Here is a 24,735-nt window from a genome sequence, read left to right as displayed (position 1 = left end):
CGTCATCCGCTATATGTCAAGGTCAATCAAAAAATAGCGCGTGTCGTCGATAGCATGGCTGAGCTTGAATACGTCAGATCCGTTGATGAATTTCAGGTTGCCTTAGGCGGCAAAACAGCCTCTCTCGACCAAGCACTTTCTCTCGCACGACAGATCAAAAAAGCCATAGCTACGCAGGTTGGCCTAGTTCCCTCGAAGCTGCAAAAGTGGCAGAATTTTAGAAATTGTACTTTGAGTTGACAATTTTGATTTGATCCGCATTAATGTTCCGAAAATATATTGGAGTGGACATTGAAGCGGGTATGGTCAGGGGCTGAACTGCGTGAGCATTGGGTTCTTTCAGATGAGGAAATTCAGCTGCTTAAAGGTCGCTCTGCGGTTGGGCGAGTTTTGTTTGCATATATGCTCAAACATTATCAGCTTTATGCGCGTTTCCCGAGTTCATTGTCGAGTGTTTCTACTGAGGTTATTGACTTTCTTGCCGCTCAGGTATCAGCAAATTTTGAGCGCTTGGACAATGAGCAAGCTCTAAAACGCAGCATGCGAGACTATGCGCAAGAAGTCCGCGCCCATTTGAAATTGCGCCGTTTTGACCAAACCGGCAAGCAAGATTTTAAGAACTGGCTTCTGTCAGAGCTCCTGCCTCAGGCATTGGAGCCACACAGAGTGACAGCAGAGGTTAAAGCCTGGTTTTCAACACAACGCTACGAGTTACCAAAGGCAAAAGCATTAAAGCGCCTGCTTGGAGAGGCAGAGCGTATTTTTGAGATCGAGCTGTTTGAGAGCATTGTTGGGGCTCTTACAGACAGCGCTTGCACTGCGCTGAATGACCTGCTTGATACCACGCCACGTCCCTCAAAATTTTCGCGTCTACGCTCTGGACCGGGTAAACCCAGCCTAGAATCGATATTGACGATTATTGATCGGCTTCAGTTGATCCGGCAGATCGGCCTGCCTTCAGGTTTCCTTGATAAATTTCCTACAGCATTGGTTGCCCGCTATCGCCAACGAGCGGGTTCTGAAGATGTTTGGGAATTAAGGCGGCATCCTGAGATGACACGCCTAGCACTTCTGGCCATTTACAGCGCCAAACGAGAAACTGAGCTGATTGACGACCTGGTCGAAACATTGATTGGAATCACTCACAAGATCGCCGTCCGGGCTGAGAAAAGGGTTGTTAGCGAACTTGTTGGAGAACTCACAAAGGTAAACGGTAAAACAACATTGCTGTTTCGGATTGCAGAGGCTGCCAATGCGGAACCGGAAGGAAGCGTGCGTCAAGTCATCTATCCTGTGGTAGGGGAGCAGACAATTGCCGATCTGGTCAAAGAGTATCGCTCTGACGGGCCAGCTTATGTGAAGCGCATTTATCGGAAGATTAGGACGTCTTATGCACAACATTACCGGCGCATGATGATGCCACTCCTCTCGACGCTGGAATTCCGTTCAACCAACCTGTGGTGCCAGCCGCTACTAGAGGCCCTTTCTTTGCTTCGTTGTCCCCATGACGCTGCTTCACGCTATTTTCCAATTGAGAAGGTGGCAGTGGATGACGTGATCCAACCTAAATGGCGCGAGTGTGTTATTGAAAGTTCTGCACGCGGGCAAGAACGTGTCAATCGTATCAATTATGAGATTTGTGTATTGCATGAGCTGCGGGCTAAATTGCGCACCAAGGAAATCTGGGTGGAAAATGCCGGACGATTTTGCGACCCAGCTAAAGATTTGCCGCAAGACTTCGAAGCCAAACGGGAGGAGTACTGCCAGCAGCTGGACTTACCTTCTTCTGCGGAGGAATTTGTAAGAACCTTATCCGGCCAAATGCAAACTGCTCTAACTGAATTCGACCAGGGCCTGGCGGGAAATTCGTCGGTCCGCATTAAGATGCTAGGCGATAAAGCACGCATTTCCGTTAGCCCCTTGAAAGCTCAACCGGAACCGCCGAACCTTCAGGCCCTGCGCGATGAACTTGTTAAACGTTGGCCCGTCACCAGCCTTTTAGATGCATTAAAGGAAACTGACTTGCGAGTTGGATTTTCTCAGCATTTCAGTTCCACGGCCTCCAGGCAACATTTGAAAGGTGAGGAACTATCCCGAAGGTTACTTCTGGTGCTTTACGGACTTGGAACGAGTATGGGCCTGAAAGCGCTTGCAGCAGGCAAGAATGGGGTAAGTTACAAGGAGCTTCTGTATCTGCGTCGGCGGTATATTCATGCGGACAATCTCAGACAAGCCACACGGCTGATTGCCAATGCAACCATGCAAATCCGCCAAAGGGAGATCTGGGGGGATGGGTCAACCAGCTGTGCCTCAGATTCCACGCAGTTCGGGGCATGGGACCAGAACCTGATGACTGAATGGCATCAGCGCTATAATGGTCGTGGGGTCATGATCTATTGGCATGTCGATACGAACGCCACTTGCATTCACTCACAACTTAAGCGCTGTTCCTCTTCCGAAGTAGCTTCAATGATGGAGGGGGTTCTACATCATTGTACGGAAATGGAAGTTGACAGACAATATGTTGACACTCATGGCCAAAGTCTCATTGCGTTTGCTTTTTGTACATTACTTGATTTTGACCTGATGCCGCGCTTCAAGGGGATCGCCCGCCAGAAGCTGGTGCGAGCAAGGCCTAAAAGTGAGCAGAGCTATCGCCATATCGACCCCTTGTTTGCCAATAGGCCAATTGATTGGGATCTGATCAAACAGCAATATCATGAGATGATCCGGCTCGCTTCGGCTCTTTATACCCGAACTGCCGACCCTGAAGCTATCCTACGTCGGTTTTCCAGAGGAGCGTCAACCCACCCGACTTATATGGCGCTATTAGAGCTCGGCCGGGCTGCCAAAACTATTTTCCTGTGCAGGTATCTGAACTCAGAGCAGCTGCGTCAGGAGATACATAGCGGGCTTAATGTGGTGGAACGCTGGAACGGCGTGAACAACTTTATTTGTTTCGGTAAGGCTGGCGAGTTTACCAGCAATCGACTTGAGGATCAGGAGACCTCCGCTCTGTGTCTTCACCTGCTTCAATCCAGTATGGTCTACATCAATACCCTCATGATTCAGGACGTACTTAGCGACCCGGTATGGGCTGCACGCATGACAGAACGGGACTGGGCAGGCCTATCACCACTACCTCACAGCCACTACAACCCTTACGGGGAATTCCCGCTCGATATGGAAGCTCGCCTACCCTTACATGACCTGGAGCTGGCTGCATGATGTGTTCCGAAACTTATAAGAAACCGAACGATTTTTTACTCGCGCGAAAACATAAGGTTAGTAGATCCGTATTTTTGTTCCGAATTAGTCAGGTAGAAACGGGTCAATTTCCATGCTGATCGGGTATGCACGGGTCTCAACGACGGGACAAAATCTCGCCACGCAGCTCCAGCAGCTCCAGGAGGCTGGTTGTGAGCGGATTTATCAGGAAAAACGCACTGGCCTTGACCGGTTAAGACCGCAGCTTGAGAAAATGCTGGGCCAAATCGAACCGGGAGATACACTTGTTATTGCAAGTCTGGATCGGTTGGCCAGATCCACCTATGATCTGTTTGACATCACAGCCAAGCTGGGAGAAAAAGGGGCGCTTTTCCGCTCCTTAAGAGAGCCGTGGGCTGATACAACAAGCACTATGGGAAAGTTCTTACTTACTGTATTTACAGGACTTTCCGAGCTGGAGCGGGACTTGATCAAAGACCGCACCGAAGAAGGACGCCTATCTGCTCAAAAGCGCGGCGTCAAGTTTGGTCGCAAAAGCAAGCTGACCCCGCATCAGCAGGAGCAGGTGCGCACCATGCTCCTGAGCGGGCAGTCCATTCGCGGGATTGCCCGGCATTTTAACGTCGGCGTCGCGACAATAGACAGGATCAAGAAGACAACCCCGCCTCACTGACTGAAATCCTGCCACTTTTGCAGCTTCGAGGGAACTGGGCCTATATGGCCACCTTGAAGAACAATTAGTGAACAAGCTATTGGCAGGTTTTCCTCAGTGGAATGTGTTGCTTGCGACCTTATGAACTCATAGCTCCGATGCTGACCAAAACCGAGAACATTAGATTGCTTAATGTTTGTCTAGCGCCATTTTGAGGAGCCTCCATCAGTGGTGAGGGCCAGATCACAATCCATACTCGTCAGGTTTCTGCGTGATGCTTATTCTTTTCATTGATGCTGGTGCTGGCGACTCGCCAGTTAATTCTTGCCTTCGAGGCTTTAGGAAAGGTTAGTTCTGGTAGGTGATTATTTTTCACTTAGTTCAACAAATATAACCAGTAATAGTTGGCGTGTTGAATATTTAAGTAATTTTGAATAAATGGATTTGATTTTGACTATTTAGTTAAATTTGCATTTAATTATTTAATTGACGGTTCCCACATCAGAAGGTCATCTTCCGCACGCGTAAATGCGCAAATCATTATTTGGATGATGGATTTTCGATGAATAAGATACTGTCCGCACTGTTGGCACTTGGGCTTATGTCAGCAACACCTTCATTTGCACAAGAGCTGCCGAGTTCCCAAGTGGAAACTTACAAGGACTGGACGCTACGCTGTGTTCCGGTTGAAGGCAAGCAGACCTGCCAGATGATGCAGGAATTATCATCCAAACAATCCGGACAACGAGTATTAGCCTTTGTGATTGATAAGCAAGCTGGTCGAGCTCCAGTGACAGGAACATTAATCTTGCCTTTTGGTCTGGAACTTGATGCCGGGATCAATGCAAAGATTGATGAGCAAGCGGCTTTTGAGGGGCTTGCCTTTTCAACGTGCCTGCCTGCTGGGTGTCTTGCTCCAGTTGAACTGAGCGATGCGCTTACTGAGCAGCTTAAGACTGGTCAGAACCTGACATTAACGCTCAAGTCCATCTCTTCTCAGCAACCAGTCTCAATTGAGTTGTCTCTGTCTGGCTTTTCTGCAGCTTTTGCGCGCCTGAACGCTCTTTCTAATCCGTCCTAAGCTTCTCATTGCTGTCATTAGTCTGTTTGTTTTCATGATTTTTCTGCGCAAATTTGTTGCACCCTTTATTCTGTCTCTTTGTGTTGCCTCAAATATTGCCCGGGCACAGCCAGTTCCTGATCAGATTCTGAAGGATCAGGAAAACATTATCATACGCGAACAGGAACAGCGCCGCCTTGAACAAGAACGGATACTTGGTGATCATAAGCAGGTCAGTCGGCAAAAATCTCAAAAATTAGAACTGCTATCAGGGCAAGAGAGTGCTTGTTTTGATGTCCAGGAGATCGTGCTGCTTGGTGAACTCAAGGAACCTGTATCAGAACTCAAAAGCGAACTTATCTCTTTTGAAGGAAGGTGCCTTGGCTCGGTTGGTTTGCAGAACGTTCTACGGCAGATCACAAACTATTATATTGCAAAAGGGTTTGTCACATCGCGGGCTTATTTGAAGCCTCAGGATATTTCTGTAGGACGACTGGAAGTTTTGGTTGTCGAAGGTAACGTTGATGAAGTGGTCATTTTGGAAGGTGATACTAAACGCGCCAGATCTCTGCAAATTACAGGCAACCGACAGGGACATATCCTTAATATTCGCGACTTTGAGCAAGGGCTTGATCAAATCAACCGTCTGGGCTCCAAAACTGCCAAAATCAGAATTGAGCCGGGGGATGCGATCGGCGGCAGCCGGGTCTTTATTGATGTTCAAGACACCTACGCAGCCAATATATCTACTCAGCTCAATAACGAAGGCTCAAAGTCAACAGGACGCCATCAACTCTCTGGATCTCTTACTCTTGAAGATGCCCTGGGCTTTTATGAGAGCTTGACGGTCAGTGCAAAGACCACGCTGGATTATCTGGATCGCAATGTCTATTCGCGCTCTATCAATGGGTATGCTTCTATTCCCTGGCATTATCTGACGCTGTCCATGAGTGGTTCCTTCCAGCAATACGCTTCAGAGGTGACTTCTGCAGTTCAAAGCTTTGATTACAACGGAGACAGTTGGGAAGCTCGTATGGGTGCCGATTTTGTTGCCTATCGCGATAAGACCAATCAATTTCTGCTGAGCGCTGGTCTTACTTTGAAAGAAAGCCGCAACTTCGTCACTGGCAGATACATTGATGCCTCCAGCAAGCGGCTTTCTATTGTCGATATATCCGCAGCATGGACAGGCCAGGTCTTTCAAGGGGCCGGAAACGTCAAATTATCCTGGCGTCAGGGCATTGATGCGTTTGCTGCACACTCTGACACTATTTTCAGTGATAAAACGCCAAGAGGTCAGTTTTCCGAAGTGGAGCTATCTGCCTCATGGCGCAAGGGCTGGCAAACCCCAAATGGTCCAATAGGGCTATCATTCAAAGGCTTCGCCTCAGCATCGTCACATACTCTGGTTGCCAGCGAGCGGATTGGTCTTGGTGGTCCCGGCAGTGTACGCGGGTTTCGTGATGACAGCCTGTCAGGCGACATTGGCGGGTATCTGCAATCTGAGATGACCTGGTCTCCGGATGTTTCTTCGTTTCCGCAGGTTTTGCAGAAAGCGCTTGGCCGGCCACAATTGTTTGCAGGTCTTGATGGTGGCCGGATTGCCTTTGATGGTCACGATCCCAATGAAGGCGGGGGAATGGCGGGTAGTGTTTTAGGACTGCGCCTGTCTGGTGGTTTGTTATCCGGCCAACTTGCCTATGAGCGCCCACTTTATCATCCCGAGTTTGTCTCTGCTCCGCAGCGCGGTTTTGTCCGGGCGCAACTACGCCTGAGCGCACAATTTTGATCATTAAGGTTTGTCATGAAGAAGTTTTTGAATTCGTTTTTTTGTGCAGCCTTTCTTACTCAAGGCATTATCCCAGCCTACGCGCAAAGCCTCACACCTGATCCAAATTCCAATACCCCAGGTGTTTTGGAAGCTCCTAATGGCGTGCCAGTGGTCAACATCGTTACGCCCACCAGCTCAGGTCTGTCACACAACAAGTTCCTTGACTTCAATGTGGGCAAAGACGGTCTGATCCTGAATAATTCCATCCAGATGAGCCCGTCAGATCTTGGCGGGATCATCGAGCAAAATCCCAACCTTAAAAACGGTGCGGCCTCGCTCATCTTAAACGAGGTGACCTCCTCAAATCGGTCCTTGCTGCAAGGACCGACCGAGGTTCACGGTCAGGCAGCAAGTTATATCCTCGTCAATCCCAACGGCATGACCTGTAATGGCTGCGGGTTCATTAATATTCCCAGAGCAACTCTTTCAACCGGTGTTCCTCATATTGAGAACGGAATACTTAAAGAGATCATTGTCGATCAAGGCTCTGTTACCATCGGTCCCAACGGCCTGAGCGCTCAGGAAACAGACTACTTTGATATCGTTGCACGCAGCATTGAGGTCAATGGACAGATCAATGCAGGCGATTATCTGGGCCTGTTTGCAGGACGCAATACCTATGATCCTGCAACGGGCAACATCACCGCTCGCGCTGATGATGGCTCTGACAAACCTAAGTTTGGCATCGATTCCTCAGCTCTGGGCGGCATGTATGCAGGCAAGATCACGCTGGTTGGGACCGAAGACGGCGTCGGCGTGCGTGCGCCCGACAGCGTTGTCGCTGCCAGTGGCGGCTTTACACTTGATGCATCCGGAAAGATTTCGCTGGGAAGCGTAAATAGTGCTGGTCCCACACGCGTGGTTTCCAGGAAGAATGTGGAGGTGCGTAACAGTTCGGTTGTTTACGCCGCCGATACTGTGGAGCTTAAAGCTGGAGGTGATCTTGTTCTTTCTCCAGAAACTGTGGTTGCAGCTGCTGGGGATATTGCGCTGAGTGCCCGTAACATCCTGGCAAATGGCCGGGATATTGCAGCTGGGATTGATCGGGAAGGCAAGGCTCTTGAAGCAAGAGGTAAACTCACACTCACAGCCCGGCAAGACCTACAGCTGGGTGCGAATACTGTTCTTCGTGCCGGAAAAAATGCTTCTTTACAGGCAAAAACCATCAATCAGCAAGGCAGAGTGAGTGCCGAAGGCAAAGCTACTATTACAGCAAAGAGTTACTCTGTCTCAGGAGCAAATAGCAAGCTAAGCGCCGGATCAATCCTGATCAATGCCGCAGATGCAGTCGTTCTTGGTGAGGAGACACAAGGGCTTCTTTCCAAATCCGATCTGGGCATTACTGGTGGGCAGATATCTTTGTTGGCAGATGTTTTTGCAAAAGATACTGTCACTTTGAATTCAAAAGGTACGCTCGTTGTTGGTAAGGCGTTGGAAACAGACGGCAACTTGACTGTTAAGGCTGGGGATGCACGCCTTCTTGAACAAGCATCAGTGCTTGCCAAAGGCACTCTGGACTTGACTTCAGCAGCAGCGCTTTCCATCTTGGGAGCGCTGGAAAGTGCCGGGGCAATGAGCCTTAAAAGTGGCGCTCTGACCATTTCCAGTGGTGCACGGGTTATTGCTAAGGGCAATCTGATCAGCACATCGTCTTCCGTTCAAAATGCAGGCTTGCTTGCTTCTTTGAGTAACCTTTCCCTTACAAGTGATGGGGATGTGAGGCTTGAAGATGGCAGCTATGTTCGCTCTTCAGGACGCGGAACCTTCACAATTGGTGGGGATCTGAGTGTTGGAGCCAAAGCCTTACACCGGACAACCACACTTTATAGCGGCAAAGCCCTTGATCTTAAACTAAACGGCGCACTGATCCTTACAGATGAGCGCGCAGGTATATCAAGTGCTAAGTCGCTGGAGATAGATGTAGCACGCCTTGATGTGGCCGGGCAGATCCTCAGCGCAGACACGCTGGACCTGACCTTGACCAATGCAGGCACCTCCAACCTTGAGGCAACCAGCAGACTGGCAAGCAATAACACCTTGACCGTTCGAGGTTTGAGCCAGGATACTCACCTGATCAACTCCGGAGAGCTTTATGGACAGCAAGGCATAGATGTCAGATTGACTGGTACGCTCACCAACAATACCTCTACCGCGCGCATCCGTTCGGGCGAGACTCTACGCCTTGTCGCACAGACCATTGAAAACACTGGCACGCTTCAGGCCAACGATGAGCTGAAGGTTGAAGCCAGCAATGGCGGCATTACACAAACCAGTTCTGGCCAGATGGTCAGCCTTGCCGGGTCTATTGACTTAGATAGCACAAGTCACACTCAGCTGGCAGGTGTGACACAAGCGGCAACAGGCCTGACTCTGGATGGTCAGGACAGCCTAACCGTCACAGGCAGTCTTGCTGCCCTAGGTGGTGCGGCAACGATCCGTGTGGGTGATGCTCTTGCGCTGACAAATGGAAGTACCATTTCTGCATCTGGTCTTTTAGATGTTCAAGCTGGCAGCATTGATAGTGATGGCGCACTAAACGGTGCGACCACGAGTGTTGAGAGCTTAACTGGCGATACCTTTCTTGGAAACACAGGCACCATTCAGGCTGAACAAGGTGATCTCACCATCACATCTGCAGGCAACTTTGACCATCAGGGCAAAGTGATCTCCTTTGGTAAACTCACGGTAGATGCAGACGGCAGCTACAGACAACACGGAGATCTGACCCAGACAAAAGCCAAAGCTGCTCTTGATATCAGTGCAGCAGATATCTCGTTAGCTGGCGAAGTCACAGGACTGGACAGCGTTACGATCACAGCGGGCGAAGGTAATCTTAACGTGTTCGCCGGCGCAGAATTGTTTGCATCAAAGGACATGTCTTTAACGGCGGCACGAACACTGAACATTGCAGCTAACACAAGTCTGTCCAGCATTGAGGCAATGCAGTTGGAAGGTGCGAGCCTTGTCACTTCTGGTGAGATCCAGGTAAATGATGCGATCTCAATTACCACCCGAGAAGGCGGCTTGATCCACTCAGGCACCATAAAAGCGAACTTGAATGGACAGGTCGGGCTCACAGGAGAATATGGTCTGAAGCTCTCGCTCCAGGGTGATCTGGTCAATACGGGAACTTTGACAAGTGGCAGCACTCTCTTTGCTGCTTTTGACAATTACTCAGGAACCGGTTCCCTCAACAGCCTGACAGACATGGAGCTTGAGGCCAAAGGAGATGTCACCGTCGGGTCTGGCGGAGAGATCCTCTCAAAACGTGCCCTTGATCTGAAGGCTTCCGGGCTGAGCGTTTCTGGTTTGCTGGAGAGCTCAGGCGATATGATCCTGGACACCGACGCATTGACGATCAGTAACAACGCGCAGGTGCTTTCTGGAGGAAGCTTCACCGGAACCGTTGCGTCTGCCCAAAGCGCAGGCATTTTAGCTTCACTCTCTGATTTTACTTTATCCAGTTCCGGTAGTGTTGCGCTTCTGGGCGGCAGCTATCTTAAATCTTCTGGTACAGGTCTCATTAAGGTTGGCGGTGATCTGGTTGTTGGAGCCCGATCTCCTGAGCATATCGCCACACTTTACGGGGCTGGCGCGCTGAGTATCACGGCAGATGGCACCGTTCACTTGAGCAATGAGACCGCCTCAATCGCCACCCCGGATACACTGGCCCTCAAAGCTGGAAGGCTTGCCAATGACGGCCAGATCCTGAGCAACGGCAATCTGGAGCTGACATTGACAAAAGCAGGTACGTCCAGCCTTGGTCGCAGCGGTAAAATTGCCAGCAACGATGGGACACTTACACTGCACGGCCTGAGCGCTGGCACTCATCTGGAAAATGCTGGCCAGATCTATGGCGAGCAAGATCTTGACTTACGTCTTAACGGTAAGTTGGAAAATTCAGGCGCGGCCTCTCTCATTCGCTCAAAGGCCAAACTAAATATCAACGCTGATGAGATCGTAACAGCAGGCACGCTGCAGGCTCAAGATGAGCTGATCGTGGAAGCTAAATCTGGCGCTTTTATTCAGAGCAGTTCCGGCCAAATGGTCAGCCTTGCCAGCTTTGTTGACATTGATGCAGCTGACTCGCTCCAGCTGGGAGGTATTACAGAAGCGGCCTCCTACCTCGCACTTGATGCAAGAAAGGATCTTACCGTTTCTGGAAGTGTGGCCTCGTTAGATGGAGGCACCGTTATACGCGCGTCCCAGGTATTCACTCAGGCACAAGGCAGTGTGATCTCAACCACTAAGCAGATGGATGTGGAGGCGGCCAGTCTGGAGGTTGGCGGAACACTGAGCGGGGCGACCACAACCGTTCAAAGCCTGAGTGGTAATATTGCAATTGGTTCAGCCGGCATCATCCAGTCAAAACAAGGCGATCTGACCCTCACCTCTGCTGGGGCTATTGACCACCAGGGCAAGATCATCTCTCTTGGTCAGCTCTCCATCAATGCAGCGCAAGCCTACACGCAGCGTGGTGATCTGGCGCAGACAAGTGCCAGAGCTGCCCTTAATATCAGCGCGGCAAGCGTGTCGATTGCTGGTGAGGTTACAGGTCTGGAAAACGTCAGCTTAAGTGCGGGCGACGGTGCGCTTAATATCCTTAAAGGAGCAGAGCTTTATTCAGCAGGAGACATGAACTTTGTCGCCGCACAAGCTCTTAATATTGCAGATAGCACGCAGCTCTCCAGTGCCAAATCCATTTCTCTTGAGGCTGCTCGTCTCGCATCATCAGGCCTGATGGAGACCAATGATACGATCTCAATTACAGCCCATGAGGGTGGGTTGACAAACTCTGGTATCGTAAAGGCCAACCTGCTCGGGAAGGATGAGCGCAGCGGTAAATATGGCTTAAAACTCTCCTTAAAGGGCGACCTGGTCAATACAGGCACACTTTACAGCGGCAGCTCTGTCTTTGCTGAATTTGACAGCTACTCAGGAAACGGTTCCCTCAACAGCATCGCAGACATGGAGCTTAAGACAGCTGGGGCGATGACCATTGGTTCCGGCGGGCAAGTCATCGCCGAAGGTGATCTGGATCTGAAGGCCGCTGGATTGAATGTTGCTGGCTTGCTTGAGAGCACTGGCGATATGCTCTTGAATGCTGGCACTTTGACAATCAGTGACAACGCACGTGTGTTATCTGACGGCGACTTTACCGGAACGTTCTCCTCGGTTGATAATGCTGGTACTTTGGCATCGCTCTCTGATTTCACCTTAACCACAACGGGGAATGTCACGCTTCAGGACGGTAGTTATTTACAGACGTTGGGCGCAGGCACACTATCGGTTGGCAAGGACCTTTCCATCGGGAAACAGGTAGCTGGGCGTATTGCAACGCTTTATGGGGCTAGCGAGCTGAGTATCACGGCTGATGCCACCGTTCACATGAGCGATGCTACAGCTTCAATCGCTACCCCGGATACACTGGTCCTGAAAGCTGGACAGCTTGACACTAACGGCGAGATCCTGAGCAACGGTAATCTGGATCTGACATTGACGAAAGCAGGTACATCCAGCATTGGAGCCAGCGGCAAAGTTGCCAGTAACTATGGAAAACTTACATTGCGCGGCCTGAGTGCTGGTACTCATCTGGAAAATGCTGGTCAGATTTATGGCGAGCAAGGTCTTGACCTGCAACTTCGTGGCAAGCTGAATAACTCAAGCGCCACGTCTCTTGTTCGCTCTGATACCAATTTAAACATTATAGCTGGCGAAATCGCAAACACTGGCGTGCTGCAGGCTCAAAGTGACTTGAACGTGGAGGCTAAAACCGGTGCCTTCACCCAGACCAGCTCCGGCCAGATGGTCAGCTTTGCCAGCTTTGTTGATATAAAAGGCACCAGACGGGTCCAGCTGGGCGGGATCACCCAGGCAGCCACTTACCTCGCACTTGATGCGGATACGGATCTTATCCTCTCAGGCAGCATGGCCACTCAAAGCGGCGATGCGATCATCAATGCATCTGGAAATCTGATTCAGAGCACGGGCAGCGTTGTTTCTGTATCTGGCCTTCTGGACATGAGTGCAGCCAGCATTGAAACAAACGGGACCTTAAGCGGGGATGCCACTGCACTTGAAAGCCTCAGTGGTGATCTGGCCGTTGGTTCTGCGGGTATCATTCAGTCAAAGCAAGGGGATTTGACCCTGACCTCTGCTGGTGACGTTGATCATCAGGGTAAGATCATCTCCCTTGGCGCTCTCACTCTTGATGCAGCAGGCAGCTTCAACCAACACGGAAATCAGGTTCAGACAAAAGCACAGGAAACGCTTGACCTTAGCGCCAGCACTATGTCTTTGGGAGGAGAGCTTAAGGGGCTGCAGGGCGTGGCAATAACAGCCCGTGGTGGGGATCTGAACCTTGTTGCTGATGCTGATTTAAAGTCAGGGCATGATTTGCGTCTTTCTGCTGCCCAGGACCTGACAGTTGCAGGAGCCCTTTTCTCCGAAGGGAAAATGCTACTTGAGGCAAGTAGAAAGCTTGAGGTTAAAACGGCGGGGACGATCACGTCTCTGGCAACGCTGGAACTGGACGGAGACAGTCTTTCAAATGCGGGCCTTCTTGAGGCTAACGATGCGATCACGCTGACAGCTCGTGCAGGCGCTCTTACCAACTCTGGCCGTGTGAAGGCAAACCTTGCTGGAAAAGACAGCCGTACAGGTGAGTATGGGTTCAAACTCGCGCTTCAGGGCGATCTGATCAATACGGGAAGTCTTTATAGTGGCAGTTCCCTCCTTGCAGAATTTGATGATTATTCGGGAGCCGGTTCTCTTATCAGCATTGCTGATATGACCCTTGATGCTGATGGCGCTGTGGTGATTGCGACTGGTGGGCAGGTTCTTTCTCAAGGAAGTTTGGATCTGACAACTGATCTGCTGAGCGTGTCTGGTTCGCTTGAGAGCGCAAAAGACATGATCCTTGAGGGCGAGGCTCTGACCATCAGCGCAGGTGGCAAGATTGTTTCAGATCAGCTCTTCTCTGCAACCCTTACCAAGGACGTAAGTGTTAAAAGCGCAGCAGAAATTTACGCAGATACGCTCACACTCGATGCCAGATCTCTCTCCAACACCGGCAAAATCAGCGCTGGTAGCGCCTTAAGCCTTAGAGCAAGCAACACGCTCACCAACGGACCAACAGCAAAGATCTTGTCCAATGGTACGGTAAGCCTTCAAGCCAAAACTCTTAACAATGACGGCACGATCAATTCCTCAAGTAGCACAACTGTCACACTCAGGAATACCGCTGATGCGTCACTGACCAACGCTGCTTCTGCGCGGCTGGAAAGCCTGGGCGAACTTACAATTTCTGGACGGACCGTTGTCAACAACGGTCTTTTCTCTGGAGGTACCGGATTTACCTTCACCACAACCGGCGATGTCTCCATTGAAGAAAATGCTGTTTGGCAAAGCAGGTCAGGCACACTCTCCCTTAATGCCGACAATATTCACAATGAAGGGGCTCTGGTCAGTGGTCAGGATTTAGAGCTGCACAGCACCACGCTCGACAATGACGGTGGGCTCATTCTTGCCAAGAGAAACCTGACCATTGAAGGCCAGAGTGTCGGCACACGCAGCACCCAGCTTCTCAACCATAATGGTGGTGGAATTGAGTCTCTTGAGGGTGACATCACCTTGCGCACCCAAGACCTGCAAAACCTCACGAAGGTCGAAAAAACACTCAAAACATATGAGTACGCAAATAATTATATCTATCGTTCGTACCCGCCTGAATGGATAAACGACAATCGATCTTTTTATAGAAATTCTGGAGCGGCTTCAAATTACACTCTTGGTAATTTATTCGATAGGCAAGGTGGTACCGGTTACGTGTTTCTTCCAGATATCGTGCAAATCGAGCGAATTCTGGAAGATAAGGGCGCACGTCCAGAAGATTGGAATCCTGACTGGTGGAAAGAATATGCCCCTAAGAATAAAAATGAGTTTGATCCCTACAAAGATCACCTTGAGCGCTGGAATGTTCTCTCTCCTGATGAAGAACATAGGGTTCCGACGGGCGGGCAGGCGATTGTCTACATTGAACAAGAAGAGATTGAGTATAAAACGTCTGCTGCAAAAATTTTCGCTGGAGCTGGCAATATCACGATTGATGCAGGGTCAATCCTCAACGAGAATAGTCAAATAAATGCAGCTGTTGATCTGTCAATTAGCGGTGGAAGCCTTGAAAACAAGGGCGTTTCAGCATCAAGAACATATGGTGTAAAGCTCAGCTATAACTCCCGAAGAGAGCACAGGGGTTTTGGCTGGCTTGGCTATATTCAAAAATCCGATCAGAAAACGGTTGAAACTTCTACCGTTGCCGCAGCTCCCGGCATTATCCATGCAGGTGGTACGCTGAGCGGCAATCTTTCCGGCACGCTGACCAATACGGCTGCAGATGACGTTACAACCTCTAACTTAAATCTGGAAAGTTCTTCAGGCATTGCAACCGGCTCAGGCGCACAAGGCATCACGCAGCAAGGCAAACTTGGCTCGCAGACCGCTGGGTTGGTTGGCACGGAGGAGGCAGATGCCGATGAGGCTTCTGAAAACTCCGACGGCTTCATATTCGCCAATAGCGGGGAACAGCCAAAGACACAAGGTGTCACAAAACAAGGCGAACTTAATGCAGATGGCCAGGTTGGTGCAGAGGCTGCAGATACCGATGAGGCCTCGCAAAATTCAGGCAGTTATACTTTAGCCAATAACACGCAGATCCTGCAGACAAATACGACTGGCCTCACCAAAGGCGACAGCCTTGATGGCTCAACGATCAGTGCACCGACACCTTTAATACCCGGTCTGGGCTCCATTGATGACCTTGAGTTTGGCAACCTTGATCTAGATGACCCTGACACCCTCAATCCGAGAGAGACCTCTGGTCAGGATTTTCTGCGCACGCTTGGTCTGACCACCAATCCGCAGCTGTTCACACCTGCGCAGGATGATAAAACCTATCTGATTGAGACCCGCTTTGAGTTCGTCGATCAGACCAGTTTCTTTGGCCTGCCCTACTTTGCCGAAAAGCTCGGCATTCAAAGTCTGGATCACTACGGACAGTCATTGGGCGATCCGTATTTTGATACCCGACTGATTACGGACCAGGTCATTGCTGCAACTGGTGATCGCTGGATTTCCGATGGGGTTGGATCTGATGCCGATCAGGTCCGCGAGCTCATGCACAATGCGGCAGAAGCTGCTGAAGATCTGGACCTTGGCTACGGGATCTCTTTAAATGCAGAACAAGTCGCACAGCTGACACAAGACATTGTCTGGTACGAAAAAACCGTTATTGCAGGTCATGAAGCTCTGGTTCCTCGCCTTTATCTTGCCGATGCGAAGAACCGGCGGAATACGGATGGGGCGATTATTGTTGCTGGTAGCGTCAATCTCAGCGCAGGTGAGGTCATCAACACACGCGGGAAGATTTCAGGCAAAAAAGACGTCCTGATCGCCGCCCAGGGCACACTGACCAACAGTTCTGGCACAATCTCCGGTGAAACTGTCGAACTGGCCGCCAATGAGATTGTTGTTGAGACACTCATCACAACCACCGGCAATGGTCAGGACCGTGTTGGCACCATTGTGCGGGAAATCGGTTCGGTCTCGGCGGAAAACTCTTTGATCCTGAAGAGCACCGGCGACACGTTGGTCGCTGGTGGAGATCTGTCCAGTGGTGGGACACTGGAAGTGGGCACCGGCGGCAATCTCAAAGTCACGGGTGTTGAAGCCAGGTCTCACTTTGACTTTGAGACCAAAGGCAATGGTGTTCACCGTGTTGGTGTTGAAGACAAGACCCGGTATGTGACCTCTTCCATCCAAGTGGCAGATGATCTGAAGCTGAAGTCAGAAAAAGACATCACGCTTGAAGGCGCTTTGATTGCCAGTGATGGCACCGCCTCCATAGAGGCTAATGGTGATGTCACCATCTCCGCGCTGGAAGAAAGCACGTATAGCTTCAGCAATTCAAAACATAAGGGTTTTCTGTCCGGCAAAACCCGGCGCCGGGAGACGTCCAGCACCGAACAGGTGGGAACGGTGGTCGCAACTGTCGATGATCTGGACATCAAATCAAACAGCGGTTCAGTCGACATCACTGCTTCTGCGATTTCCAGTGAGGCAGATGTCACTTTGGAAGCAGCCAAAGACGTCAATCTGAACACCGCAGAAAACACGTTCCAGGAAGATGTGCTGAAGAAAAGCCATGGCTTCTTTGCAGAGGTTGGCGGGGGAAGCGCAACAGTTGGCTACAAATCACAAAAGCACAAGTTCAACACAGATGTGACCACCAACGTGGTGTCCTCTGTCTCCGGTGAGAACATCACCATCAAGGCTGGTGAGGATGTGAACTCCACCGCTGCTGTCTTGAATGCTGACAATGACCTCAGCGTGACAGCTGGAGGCGATATCAACCTTGAAGCCGTCAATGATAATTATGAGCACTCCGAGAGCCACCGGGTTGATACAGTTGCTCTCAGCGTCAGTGTTTTTGAAAACGTTTCTGGTGCAGTGAAAACACTGGTGGAGACGCCAAAGGCTGCAACAGCTGGCAAGGGCAATGTCGGATATCAGGCGATCACTGCAGTTTCTGCTGCTGTGAAGGCGGCAGACTCGGCCAACACTCTTGTCGATATAGCACAGAACGGCGGCACCATTGCCGGTGTCTCCAATAGCCTGACTGTTTCCAGTGAAAAGAGCAGATCGCACGAGGAAAGCTCTGCTGCGAAAGTCTCTGTGCTCAATGCTGGCAATGACCTGACACTGATAGCTGGTGAGGACATCACCAGTGAAGGCGCTCAAATTGATGTGGGCGGGGATGCGACTCTGGATGCGGGCGGTGAGATCACCCTTGAGGCTGCCGACAACACCATGGCAAGTTCCGGTAAGAACTCGTCTAAATCCGCAGGGATCTCGGTCACAGCAGGGATCAGCCGGAAAGGTGACATTTCTGTTAGTGCCGGGGTCAATGCCAGCATTCAAAACGGCAAGCACGAAAGCGAGCAGACTTATAAAACCAACAGCAAACTGAATGTTGCAGGCAATCTGGACCTGACGTCCGGTGCAGACACCACGCTCAAAGGTGCGCAAGTCACCGCTAAGACGGCCGATCTGGATGTTGGTGGTGATCTGAACATCGAGAGCATTCAGGATACCGGCAGCAACTCGTCCTCCTCAGCAGGCGCTTCCGGTGGGATCTCGGTGGACATCTTCACAGGCGATGTTTCCGGCAATCTTAGCGTCAATGGCAGTAAAGGCGAAGGCTCAAGAGCCTGGGTCACCGAGCAAACCGGTATTGTCACGGAAGAAACCCTTGAGATTGATGTGGCTGGCAACACGGATCTCACAGGCGGACTGATTGCGTCAGATACGGACGACCTAACCCTTTCCACCGGCACACTCACCTTCAGCGATATCGACGATCACGACAAGCAGTCCAACCTCAGTGGCTCTATCGGCGTCAACTTCACGGTGCCGGGGGCGAAGGATACGGACAAGAAGCCGGATACCCAGTCTGATGGTCAACCTGACAATACCTCAGATCAGACCGACAGCCAGGAAACCAAGGCTGAGACGACCTACGGTGGGCAGTTTGAGGGCAGCTACGCCAACCGCGACAAACGCCAGATCACCCGCGCCACAATCGGCGAAGGTGAGATCATCATCCGTGATGAGGACAGGCAGCAGGAGCTTGAGGACAGCGGTGAGACCGAGAGCGTCGATGAACTCAACCGCGATGTCAACCTCGCGCAGGAAGTCACAAAGGACGAGGAAAACTACGTCGGCGTCTATGTATCAGATACAGCGGTAAAGGCAGCAATCGAAGCGGGGGAAAAACTATCTGATTTTGCACAAAAGCAAATTGAGGCGTTCGCAGAAGAAGAAATCTTTACTCCAGATGAACAGCAAGTAGCAAAAGAGGTTGCTCCTTATCTAGATAACCCTGAAATCCAAAAGCAAATTCTTCTTTGCGGATCTGCTCCGACACAATCGAGTTGGAATATATGGGATCTACTCATTTCGTCTGCGCATGCACAAGCCGTTATGCGAGCCTGTGCTATCGGCGGTGTTGCAGGTATGCCAGTTACGCGTATCCCACCTAAGGTTGCCGAGGGTTACGCAGACATGCTGAGCAAATGGCTAATCGAAAAAAGCCCGGTTACCTTAATCGCTTTGGGGTTAGCTGTAGTCCTGTCAGATGGGAGAATTGTGCTTACATCTGAGAATGAAGAGGATCGGGGCATTGGTGATAACGGAGGTCCAGATTGGAATGATGACGAATTAGAAGACAATAACCAGCCGAATCCCAACGATGAAGACCCGAATCCCGAAGGGAATGACTTTGACTTTTCAACCATAGCGGACTTAATTTCTTTGCAAAAACAGTTTCGTCACATCAAGAACCGGAAAGAATGGGAAGGTAGAGGTCAAGGAGGTTACTTCAATAGTATCGAAGATGCTCAGAATGTTCTTGATGCTGTTAGCTCGGGAAGGGTTGAATTTTTGGGGACAAACAACCAAGGACAACCCATTGTGAGATATGAAGGTGTAACCGGATTTAACAACAATCTCGGTTCTGGACATCTGGATCAACCATCAAATGTCTTTCTGATAAAAGGGACTAAGAAGCCAAGTGTAGTTCCAATAAATCCGAATTGGGGAGCAATAAATTAATGAAACCGTCTTTGAGTGATTGGGCTTGGCTCACACATTGTGTGTGCCAAGCAATGCTCGGAAATATCACTACTAATCTACTTCATGTACAGTTGCATTATGTCCCGTCTGGTCCTTGGGTATTAAGATTCTACGTTTTGAACGAACATGAGTTTCGAGAAGATGCTGAAGATATTATTGAAGATATGGGAGTACAAATAGACTCCGTGTCCAATTTCTTAGCTCCTCAAAGCAATAAGAAGGTGATCGGCGAGATAATCTCAAATATGCCTCCAACCTATGAGAGGCAGTCAGAAGTAGTCAGGTGGATATTCTCTCGAAAAAAAGAATAAAGTTATTCGGTATATTGGGGCCGCGAAATAAACTTTGAAAATGTTCGAGATACCTTGTCTAACAAAAACAAGAGCCGCAGCGTCGCTACGGACATGAGCATCACCCTCAACTGTGGCAACGTCAATGGCGGTAATCGAAGCGGGTATGAAATTAAACCCTTTGAACCCCAGTTGGATAAGATGAAGTTAGAATGCCATTGGGAAGAAATTCATTCGTTTAGTTCACCAGGAGAGCACAAAAGATTTGTAAAGTGGATCGAAAATCAGGTGCATCAAGGTAACTGTGAAGAAATATTTGATAAAGATGAAGCTCGCGACCAATGGAGAGATCGATACTTTAAATGTAAGTCAACAGATCAGGTTTGGAAACTAGCTTGCCCTGATCCCGGTTATTTTTCTGGCTCATGGTTGCCAGTGGAGAGCCAATAGGCTTGGGTAAGTAAACATCAGATTGAGATACCAACAGTTAGAATCTTCGAACATTTTCCATAAAGAAAATAGGTGCAAAGAGTGATTATCCTTGGTTCTTCACCTTGTATACTGTCCCTCTTGAGATGCTAAGTTCACGGGCAATGACCGTTGGGCTCTGGCCCGTGGCAAGGCGTGTTTCAATCTCGGTCTTATCGATCCGCGGCGGTCGCCCCTTATAGACGCCTCTTGTTTTGGCCGCCGCAATGCCTTCCGCTTGTCGCTCACGCCGCAGATTGGTTTCAAACTCTGCAAAGAGGGGCAAGAACAAGATCTGTCAAAAATCGTACGGTAAGACAGACAAACAGAGAACATTGGAATGTTCAAAAGGGTATTTACCTATTTTATGTCCAAGTGATCGATCCCTATCCGTAAACGGACATTATTAGGCACCTTACTGACAATAAAAGATAAATCGCTTAGCGTACGCCTGCGAGCAAAACTTGTTCTGGCCCCCATAAATGTCCGGTTTAGCTCACTATGACAGCGTTGGCATTCGCCAAACTTGTTCAGCGTATCGGTAGTAAAGCAATATGGCTTCAGGGGTGTTTTCTTCTGTAATTTTTACGTCGCGTTTTAGTGCCCGGCTAAGCTTAGAACAAAAACTAAGCACATTATGTAACGTAGCTTGAGATCTGATTTCTCTTGGATCGATATCAAACTCTATTTCATCTTCGATGAAAAAATGAGTATTTGCGACGGGGCCGCAAAGGTCCACCTTGAAAACATGTGCATGTTCTTTGTCATTTAATAGCCTGGAGGCAGAAGCTGGAAGTTCTGCCGATATCCCGTCGCGTTCATACGACACTCTGCCAAACTCTGCGGATAGGCTAATCAGTTTGTCCCAGTCTGATGTTGTTGTTCCACTTATTATAATATCACGAAGTGACCCATCGATTTCAAAATGTTGAGCTGCATCCTTCCACAGCATAGAAACCTCCTCTAGCCCGCACTTGATATAATCTAGCATCCGACTAAGTCCACACCCAGACGGACTGTAGCATCGGCAATAAGAGCTCCGAACCTGTGACACATCCAGCTACACTGAGCGCATAGATCCAACCACAAAGTGTTCTCGAAAGCGCCTGCAGTTACTTCAAAAAGACTTACCTCAACCTTTGGTGGAACCACTTTAAAGTCCGCTCCTGGCCCTCCTCCCCAATCTAAAAACGTTAGTTCATAGCTGAGTTTATTGTCTTCACTATTAGTGTTACTTGTTTCTTCATGAATCAAAAAATCAAGCAATGTGATGAATGCGAAAGCCCATATTTTGATGAGGCCTCAGAAATGATGAGTATATGCAACGAATGCTCGAATGTTCTGTTCGGGTACCCTCTTTGCGATCATGAATTTCGAGAAGGGGCATGTGTCAAATGTGGATGGGATGGTTCACGCTCCAAATATATTGCTTACCTACTTTGGCGTCACAACATGTCTGATGAGGAACTGTCAGACGAGTTGCACCAGCTAGATGCAAAATTTAAAAAACTTCCACGGTTTCGTGAGATTACAAAGGAAGTCACCGCTCTTTTCCCGAATGAGCCTCAAATAACTTTGTTGTATTGTGAATGGGTGATGGAGGAGTATGCAGAAACTCCAGACGGTTTTATGAATTTGGTGGTATTACTGAATAGCGAGACTGTATCGAAAATTGGGGTGCCAACTGTTGTTGAGGAGCCGGTTGAACTCGGCAGGTTGCAATCGGTTTATGACTATTTGAAAACTGCCACTCCTAGCCAAAAACGCCAACTGGAAATCGCCCTAGAACGTCAGAACGGCGCACATTAAGAATTTGCCTTTAACCACTCTTTGTCGTTGTAGGAGCCTTGCTCCATACTGAGGTAAGCAAATACCTGCGAAGCAAGTTAACGTTCAAAAATTATGCGCACTTCCCATCAGCCTTTTTGGTCTATCCTGAAATTACTGACCGGCTGGAGATGCGATCGACCAATGGACTACATGTAGCAGGTTCAACTCCTAATAGAACCGCTTGGATGTCCGCAGTTGGCCCCCTGCGAACCAGGGCCTCCATTCGCCCGCTGGAGCGGCTTGCGGGTGCCAAACTCGGCCGGTCAATAGTTCCAACCAGAGGGCGAGCAGCACCATTATGCAAAAGAAGCAGCTGCTGATTGCGAAAACACTCGCTTACTCAAATCAATCGGTCTAGCCATAAAGCTTCGATAGGGAACATTTTGTCCCTTCAGTTCAACATATAATAGAGATGCAAATAAGTTTCTCAGGCTGGCGCAAGGTTTAAGCAACAAGATTTCAATTAAAATCCCAACGCATTCAGCTGCGCCTTAGCAGCCTACTCCAGAATAAACAAGCTTATGGCATATGAGTGAAGAGCAGATTATCGAAGACTATCTTTCAAAGAACACTCTGCCGACTGTCTTTATTGAACATAGCTTGCATAGGAATGCATCGTCTCTCACTTTTTTGGGCGGGTGGCCTGTTGCAACACCAGAGTTGGAATGGCCTGGAGATACCGGTGAAGACGGAAAATATGCTCATAGCTTTTTAGGACAGATCAACCTTAGTGATCTCCCCACGCTACCCTATGAATTTAGCAGGGATGGTATCCTTTACTTCTTTGTCCACCCCCATGGATTAGAGGATGAACCTGAGGGATGGTATCTTTCTCAATTAGAACAAGCAATCAAATCAGGCGATGAAGATAAAATCAAAGAGGCACAAACCAGCCTAGACCAAAAACCTCGCACGGTTTGCGTCGTGCATGGTCCAGTACCAACCGAGCCTATTGAGGTGCACCCCTGTAAGTCCAACCTCACGCCGAGCAAAGACAGTTTCCTTTTTGATAATGAATTGGTGAGACGAAGCCAAAGCTTTGAAGATGGGGCTTACCGAAAGGTCCCAGTGGAGCTTGTGAAAGGCGACAGTTTTATTGAACCGAGCTTTCCAGTTCCAGAGGGATTACCGGATTCAATATTTGATGCTGTCTCTGAATGTAGCAGTGCGGCAAGGCGTAGTGCATACACACTGCACTTTGGTGAAGAAATTGCTCAGGACGCATTTTCTAATTCAGCGGAGCAAATCCCTCTAACCAGTATACTCACGGGTTTACCCGACTGGTCCCTAGTCCACCCAGTTTTCGACCAGCTCATCTTTGGGGGAGGTTACGATAAACTCGACACAAATGTTGCCCTCCATTGGCCGCAGACTTGGCAGATGGTAACAGAGTTTAATCACGAGCTATTGGAGGACTATCAACGTAGTATCAACCTGAGGCGACACGACTATTGGGAAAGCAAAACACCTACACAACTGACGGCACACGCAAAGGAAATTGAAAAACATTTTCTTGCTCAGGTAGTGACCCTCGCTGAGATGGCGGCTGAACACCAACCAATGGAGTTGGTGAACGAAAGCGACAGACGATCCATTCGACTACTCGTTTCAGAGACCTACAGGGAAATACATCTGGAATGGCATGTACTAATGAAGCAAAATTCGGATAAGGCCGCCCGAACGCAAGTAGGTGAAGCTAAAGCTCGTCTTTTCAAAGCGTTGCGTTCCTTTAAAGAAAAAAGAGAATGGGACTTTTCTCCGAACGTGTATACGCGGTTTGATATGGCCAAGCGCGAGCAACTTGATTATGAAACCGCAAATACCACGCGGCGAAGTATTCTATTGTCTATACGACATGCTCTTAAGAAACTCGTTTCACTTCAGCACCCGACGGTGAATGCCTACCTATATCAGCAATCCCAGCAGGGTCTACCAAGCTGCGCTCCTCACATCAGGGCTTTTCCCAGAGTCTCAAGCAATCCACACCAAATGTTTGGCTATGGGTTCGATGTGCAAGGTGCTGTAGAGCGCCGTAACACTGCAAATTATCTCATGTTGCTCCAGTTGGAGGATGACAAAGAGATGGGTTTGGGCTGTCTGGGTGGTAGCTTGCAAATCTGGATGAGACCTGAAGATGTCAAGGCAGGTCGCTGGGATTTGGCGGAATGGAACTATGACTGCACTTAGCAATCCGAGGTTACAGATCCATCTAGGCTATTGACAAGTGAGATGCCGTACGTCAGCCGCAAACCTGGATCATCCAGCAAAATCGCTTATGTGTTAAGATCACAACGAAAAGGCTCTATGGGCCATTGTTTAGCAGTTTAGCAAAGTTGATCTCAACTGCTGGCTGAAAGGCCCCAATGGCAGCTTTTGGCCCTGAAGTACATAATTCAATCTCAAAACAATGAGTTATGAGTACAGATTCGTACGATTAGTTTGATAAGTTCAACCTGCAAGCCCGAAGACTGAGATCGCGGACCAGAGTTTATCCATCACTCGATCAGTTCCTCGCTGCCGCTTATCTGTTTTGAGTAACTCAATTGGTGCGCCGTTATAGACTGTTCCCCATCGAAGCCTTATGGACAGATCGGTTAATTTGAATAAGGGAGTGTTTTGGCTCATGATCATGAGATTAGGAGTGAACAATGGGGCACAACACACGGACCGCCAGCGCTGCAGCTGA

The 24,735-nt window shown here is 49.4% G+C and carries 10 protein-coding genes and 1 pseudogene; 9 read left to right on the top strand and 2 right to left on the bottom strand.

The window, feature by feature from the left end:
• The 7 genes from PsAD46_RS28265 to PsAD46_RS16740 all read left to right on the top strand — a co-directional run.
• Positions 1 to 240, top strand: a 240-nt coding sequence (locus PsAD46_RS28265) for a hypothetical protein (RefSeq protein WP_208981888.1), incomplete at its 5' end; no start/stop codon positions are given.
• Between the two features lie 39 nt (positions 241 to 279).
• Positions 280 to 3,228, top strand: coding sequence for a Tn3 family transposase (locus PsAD46_RS16770; RefSeq protein WP_084404440.1), 2,949 nt, complete (start codon positions 280 to 282; stop codon positions 3,226 to 3,228).
• Positions 3,229 to 3,340: 112 nt separating this feature from the next.
• Positions 3,341 to 3,901: a recombinase family protein gene (locus PsAD46_RS16765; protein ID WP_057461808.1), complete on the top strand. Its 561-nt coding sequence runs from the start codon at positions 3,341 to 3,343 to the stop codon at positions 3,899 to 3,901.
• Positions 3,902 to 4,442: 541 nt separating this feature from the next.
• Entirely contained in the window at positions 4,443 to 4,961 is a 519-nt protein-coding gene (locus tag PsAD46_RS16760) for an invasion associated locus B family protein (RefSeq protein WP_063307437.1), read from the top strand.
• A 34-nt stretch (positions 4,962 to 4,995) separates the two neighbouring features.
• The gene (locus tag PsAD46_RS16755) at positions 4,996 to 6,729 is read left to right on the top strand and encodes a ShlB/FhaC/HecB family hemolysin secretion/activation protein (RefSeq protein ID WP_063307436.1); all 1,734 of its coding nucleotides are present in this window, start codon (positions 4,996 to 4,998) and stop codon (positions 6,727 to 6,729) included.
• Between the two features lie 27 nt (positions 6,730 to 6,756).
• A complete protein-coding gene (locus PsAD46_RS16750) occupies positions 6,757 to 19,440 on the top strand; it encodes a hemagglutinin repeat-containing protein (RefSeq protein ID WP_193776958.1) in 12,684 nt (4,227 codons plus the stop codon).
• Between the two features lie 386 nt (positions 19,441 to 19,826).
• Entirely contained in the window at positions 19,827 to 20,201 is a 375-nt protein-coding gene (locus tag PsAD46_RS16740) for a hypothetical protein (protein ID WP_063307433.1), read from the top strand.
• 85 nt (positions 20,202 to 20,286) lie between these two features.
• On the opposite strand, the pseudogene PsAD46_RS16735 reads toward PsAD46_RS16740, so the two are convergent.
• Together PsAD46_RS16735 and PsAD46_RS16730 are read right to left on the bottom strand one after the other, a co-directional pair.
• A pseudogene (locus PsAD46_RS16735) lies at positions 20,287 to 20,505 on the bottom strand (helix-turn-helix domain-containing protein); the annotation flags it as partial.
• Positions 20,506 to 20,718: 213 nt separating this feature from the next.
• The gene (locus PsAD46_RS16730; RefSeq protein ID WP_063286975.1) at positions 20,719 to 21,171 is read right to left on the bottom strand and encodes a hypothetical protein; all 453 of its coding nucleotides are present in this window, start codon (positions 21,169 to 21,171) and stop codon (positions 20,719 to 20,721) included.
• 500 nt (positions 21,172 to 21,671) lie between these two features.
• On the opposite strand from PsAD46_RS16730, the gene PsAD46_RS28150 reads away from it, so the two are divergent.
• Positions 21,672 to 22,028, top strand: coding sequence for a hypothetical protein (locus PsAD46_RS28150; RefSeq protein WP_193776957.1), 357 nt, complete (start codon positions 21,672 to 21,674; stop codon positions 22,026 to 22,028).
• 549 nt (positions 22,029 to 22,577) lie between these two features.
• Positions 22,578 to 24,236: a DUF1963 domain-containing protein gene (locus PsAD46_RS16715; RefSeq protein ID WP_063291680.1), complete on the top strand. Its 1,659-nt coding sequence runs from the start codon at positions 22,578 to 22,580 to the stop codon at positions 24,234 to 24,236.
• Positions 24,237 to 24,735 lie beyond the last annotated feature (499 nt).

Origin of the sequence: Pseudovibrio sp. Ad46 (assembly GCF_001623065.1) — a bacterium.
Classification (GTDB): Bacteria; Pseudomonadota; Alphaproteobacteria; order Rhizobiales; family Stappiaceae; genus Pseudovibrio.
Note: the sequence above shows the minus strand (reverse complement) of the source record. Positions and strands in the feature narration are given on the sequence as shown.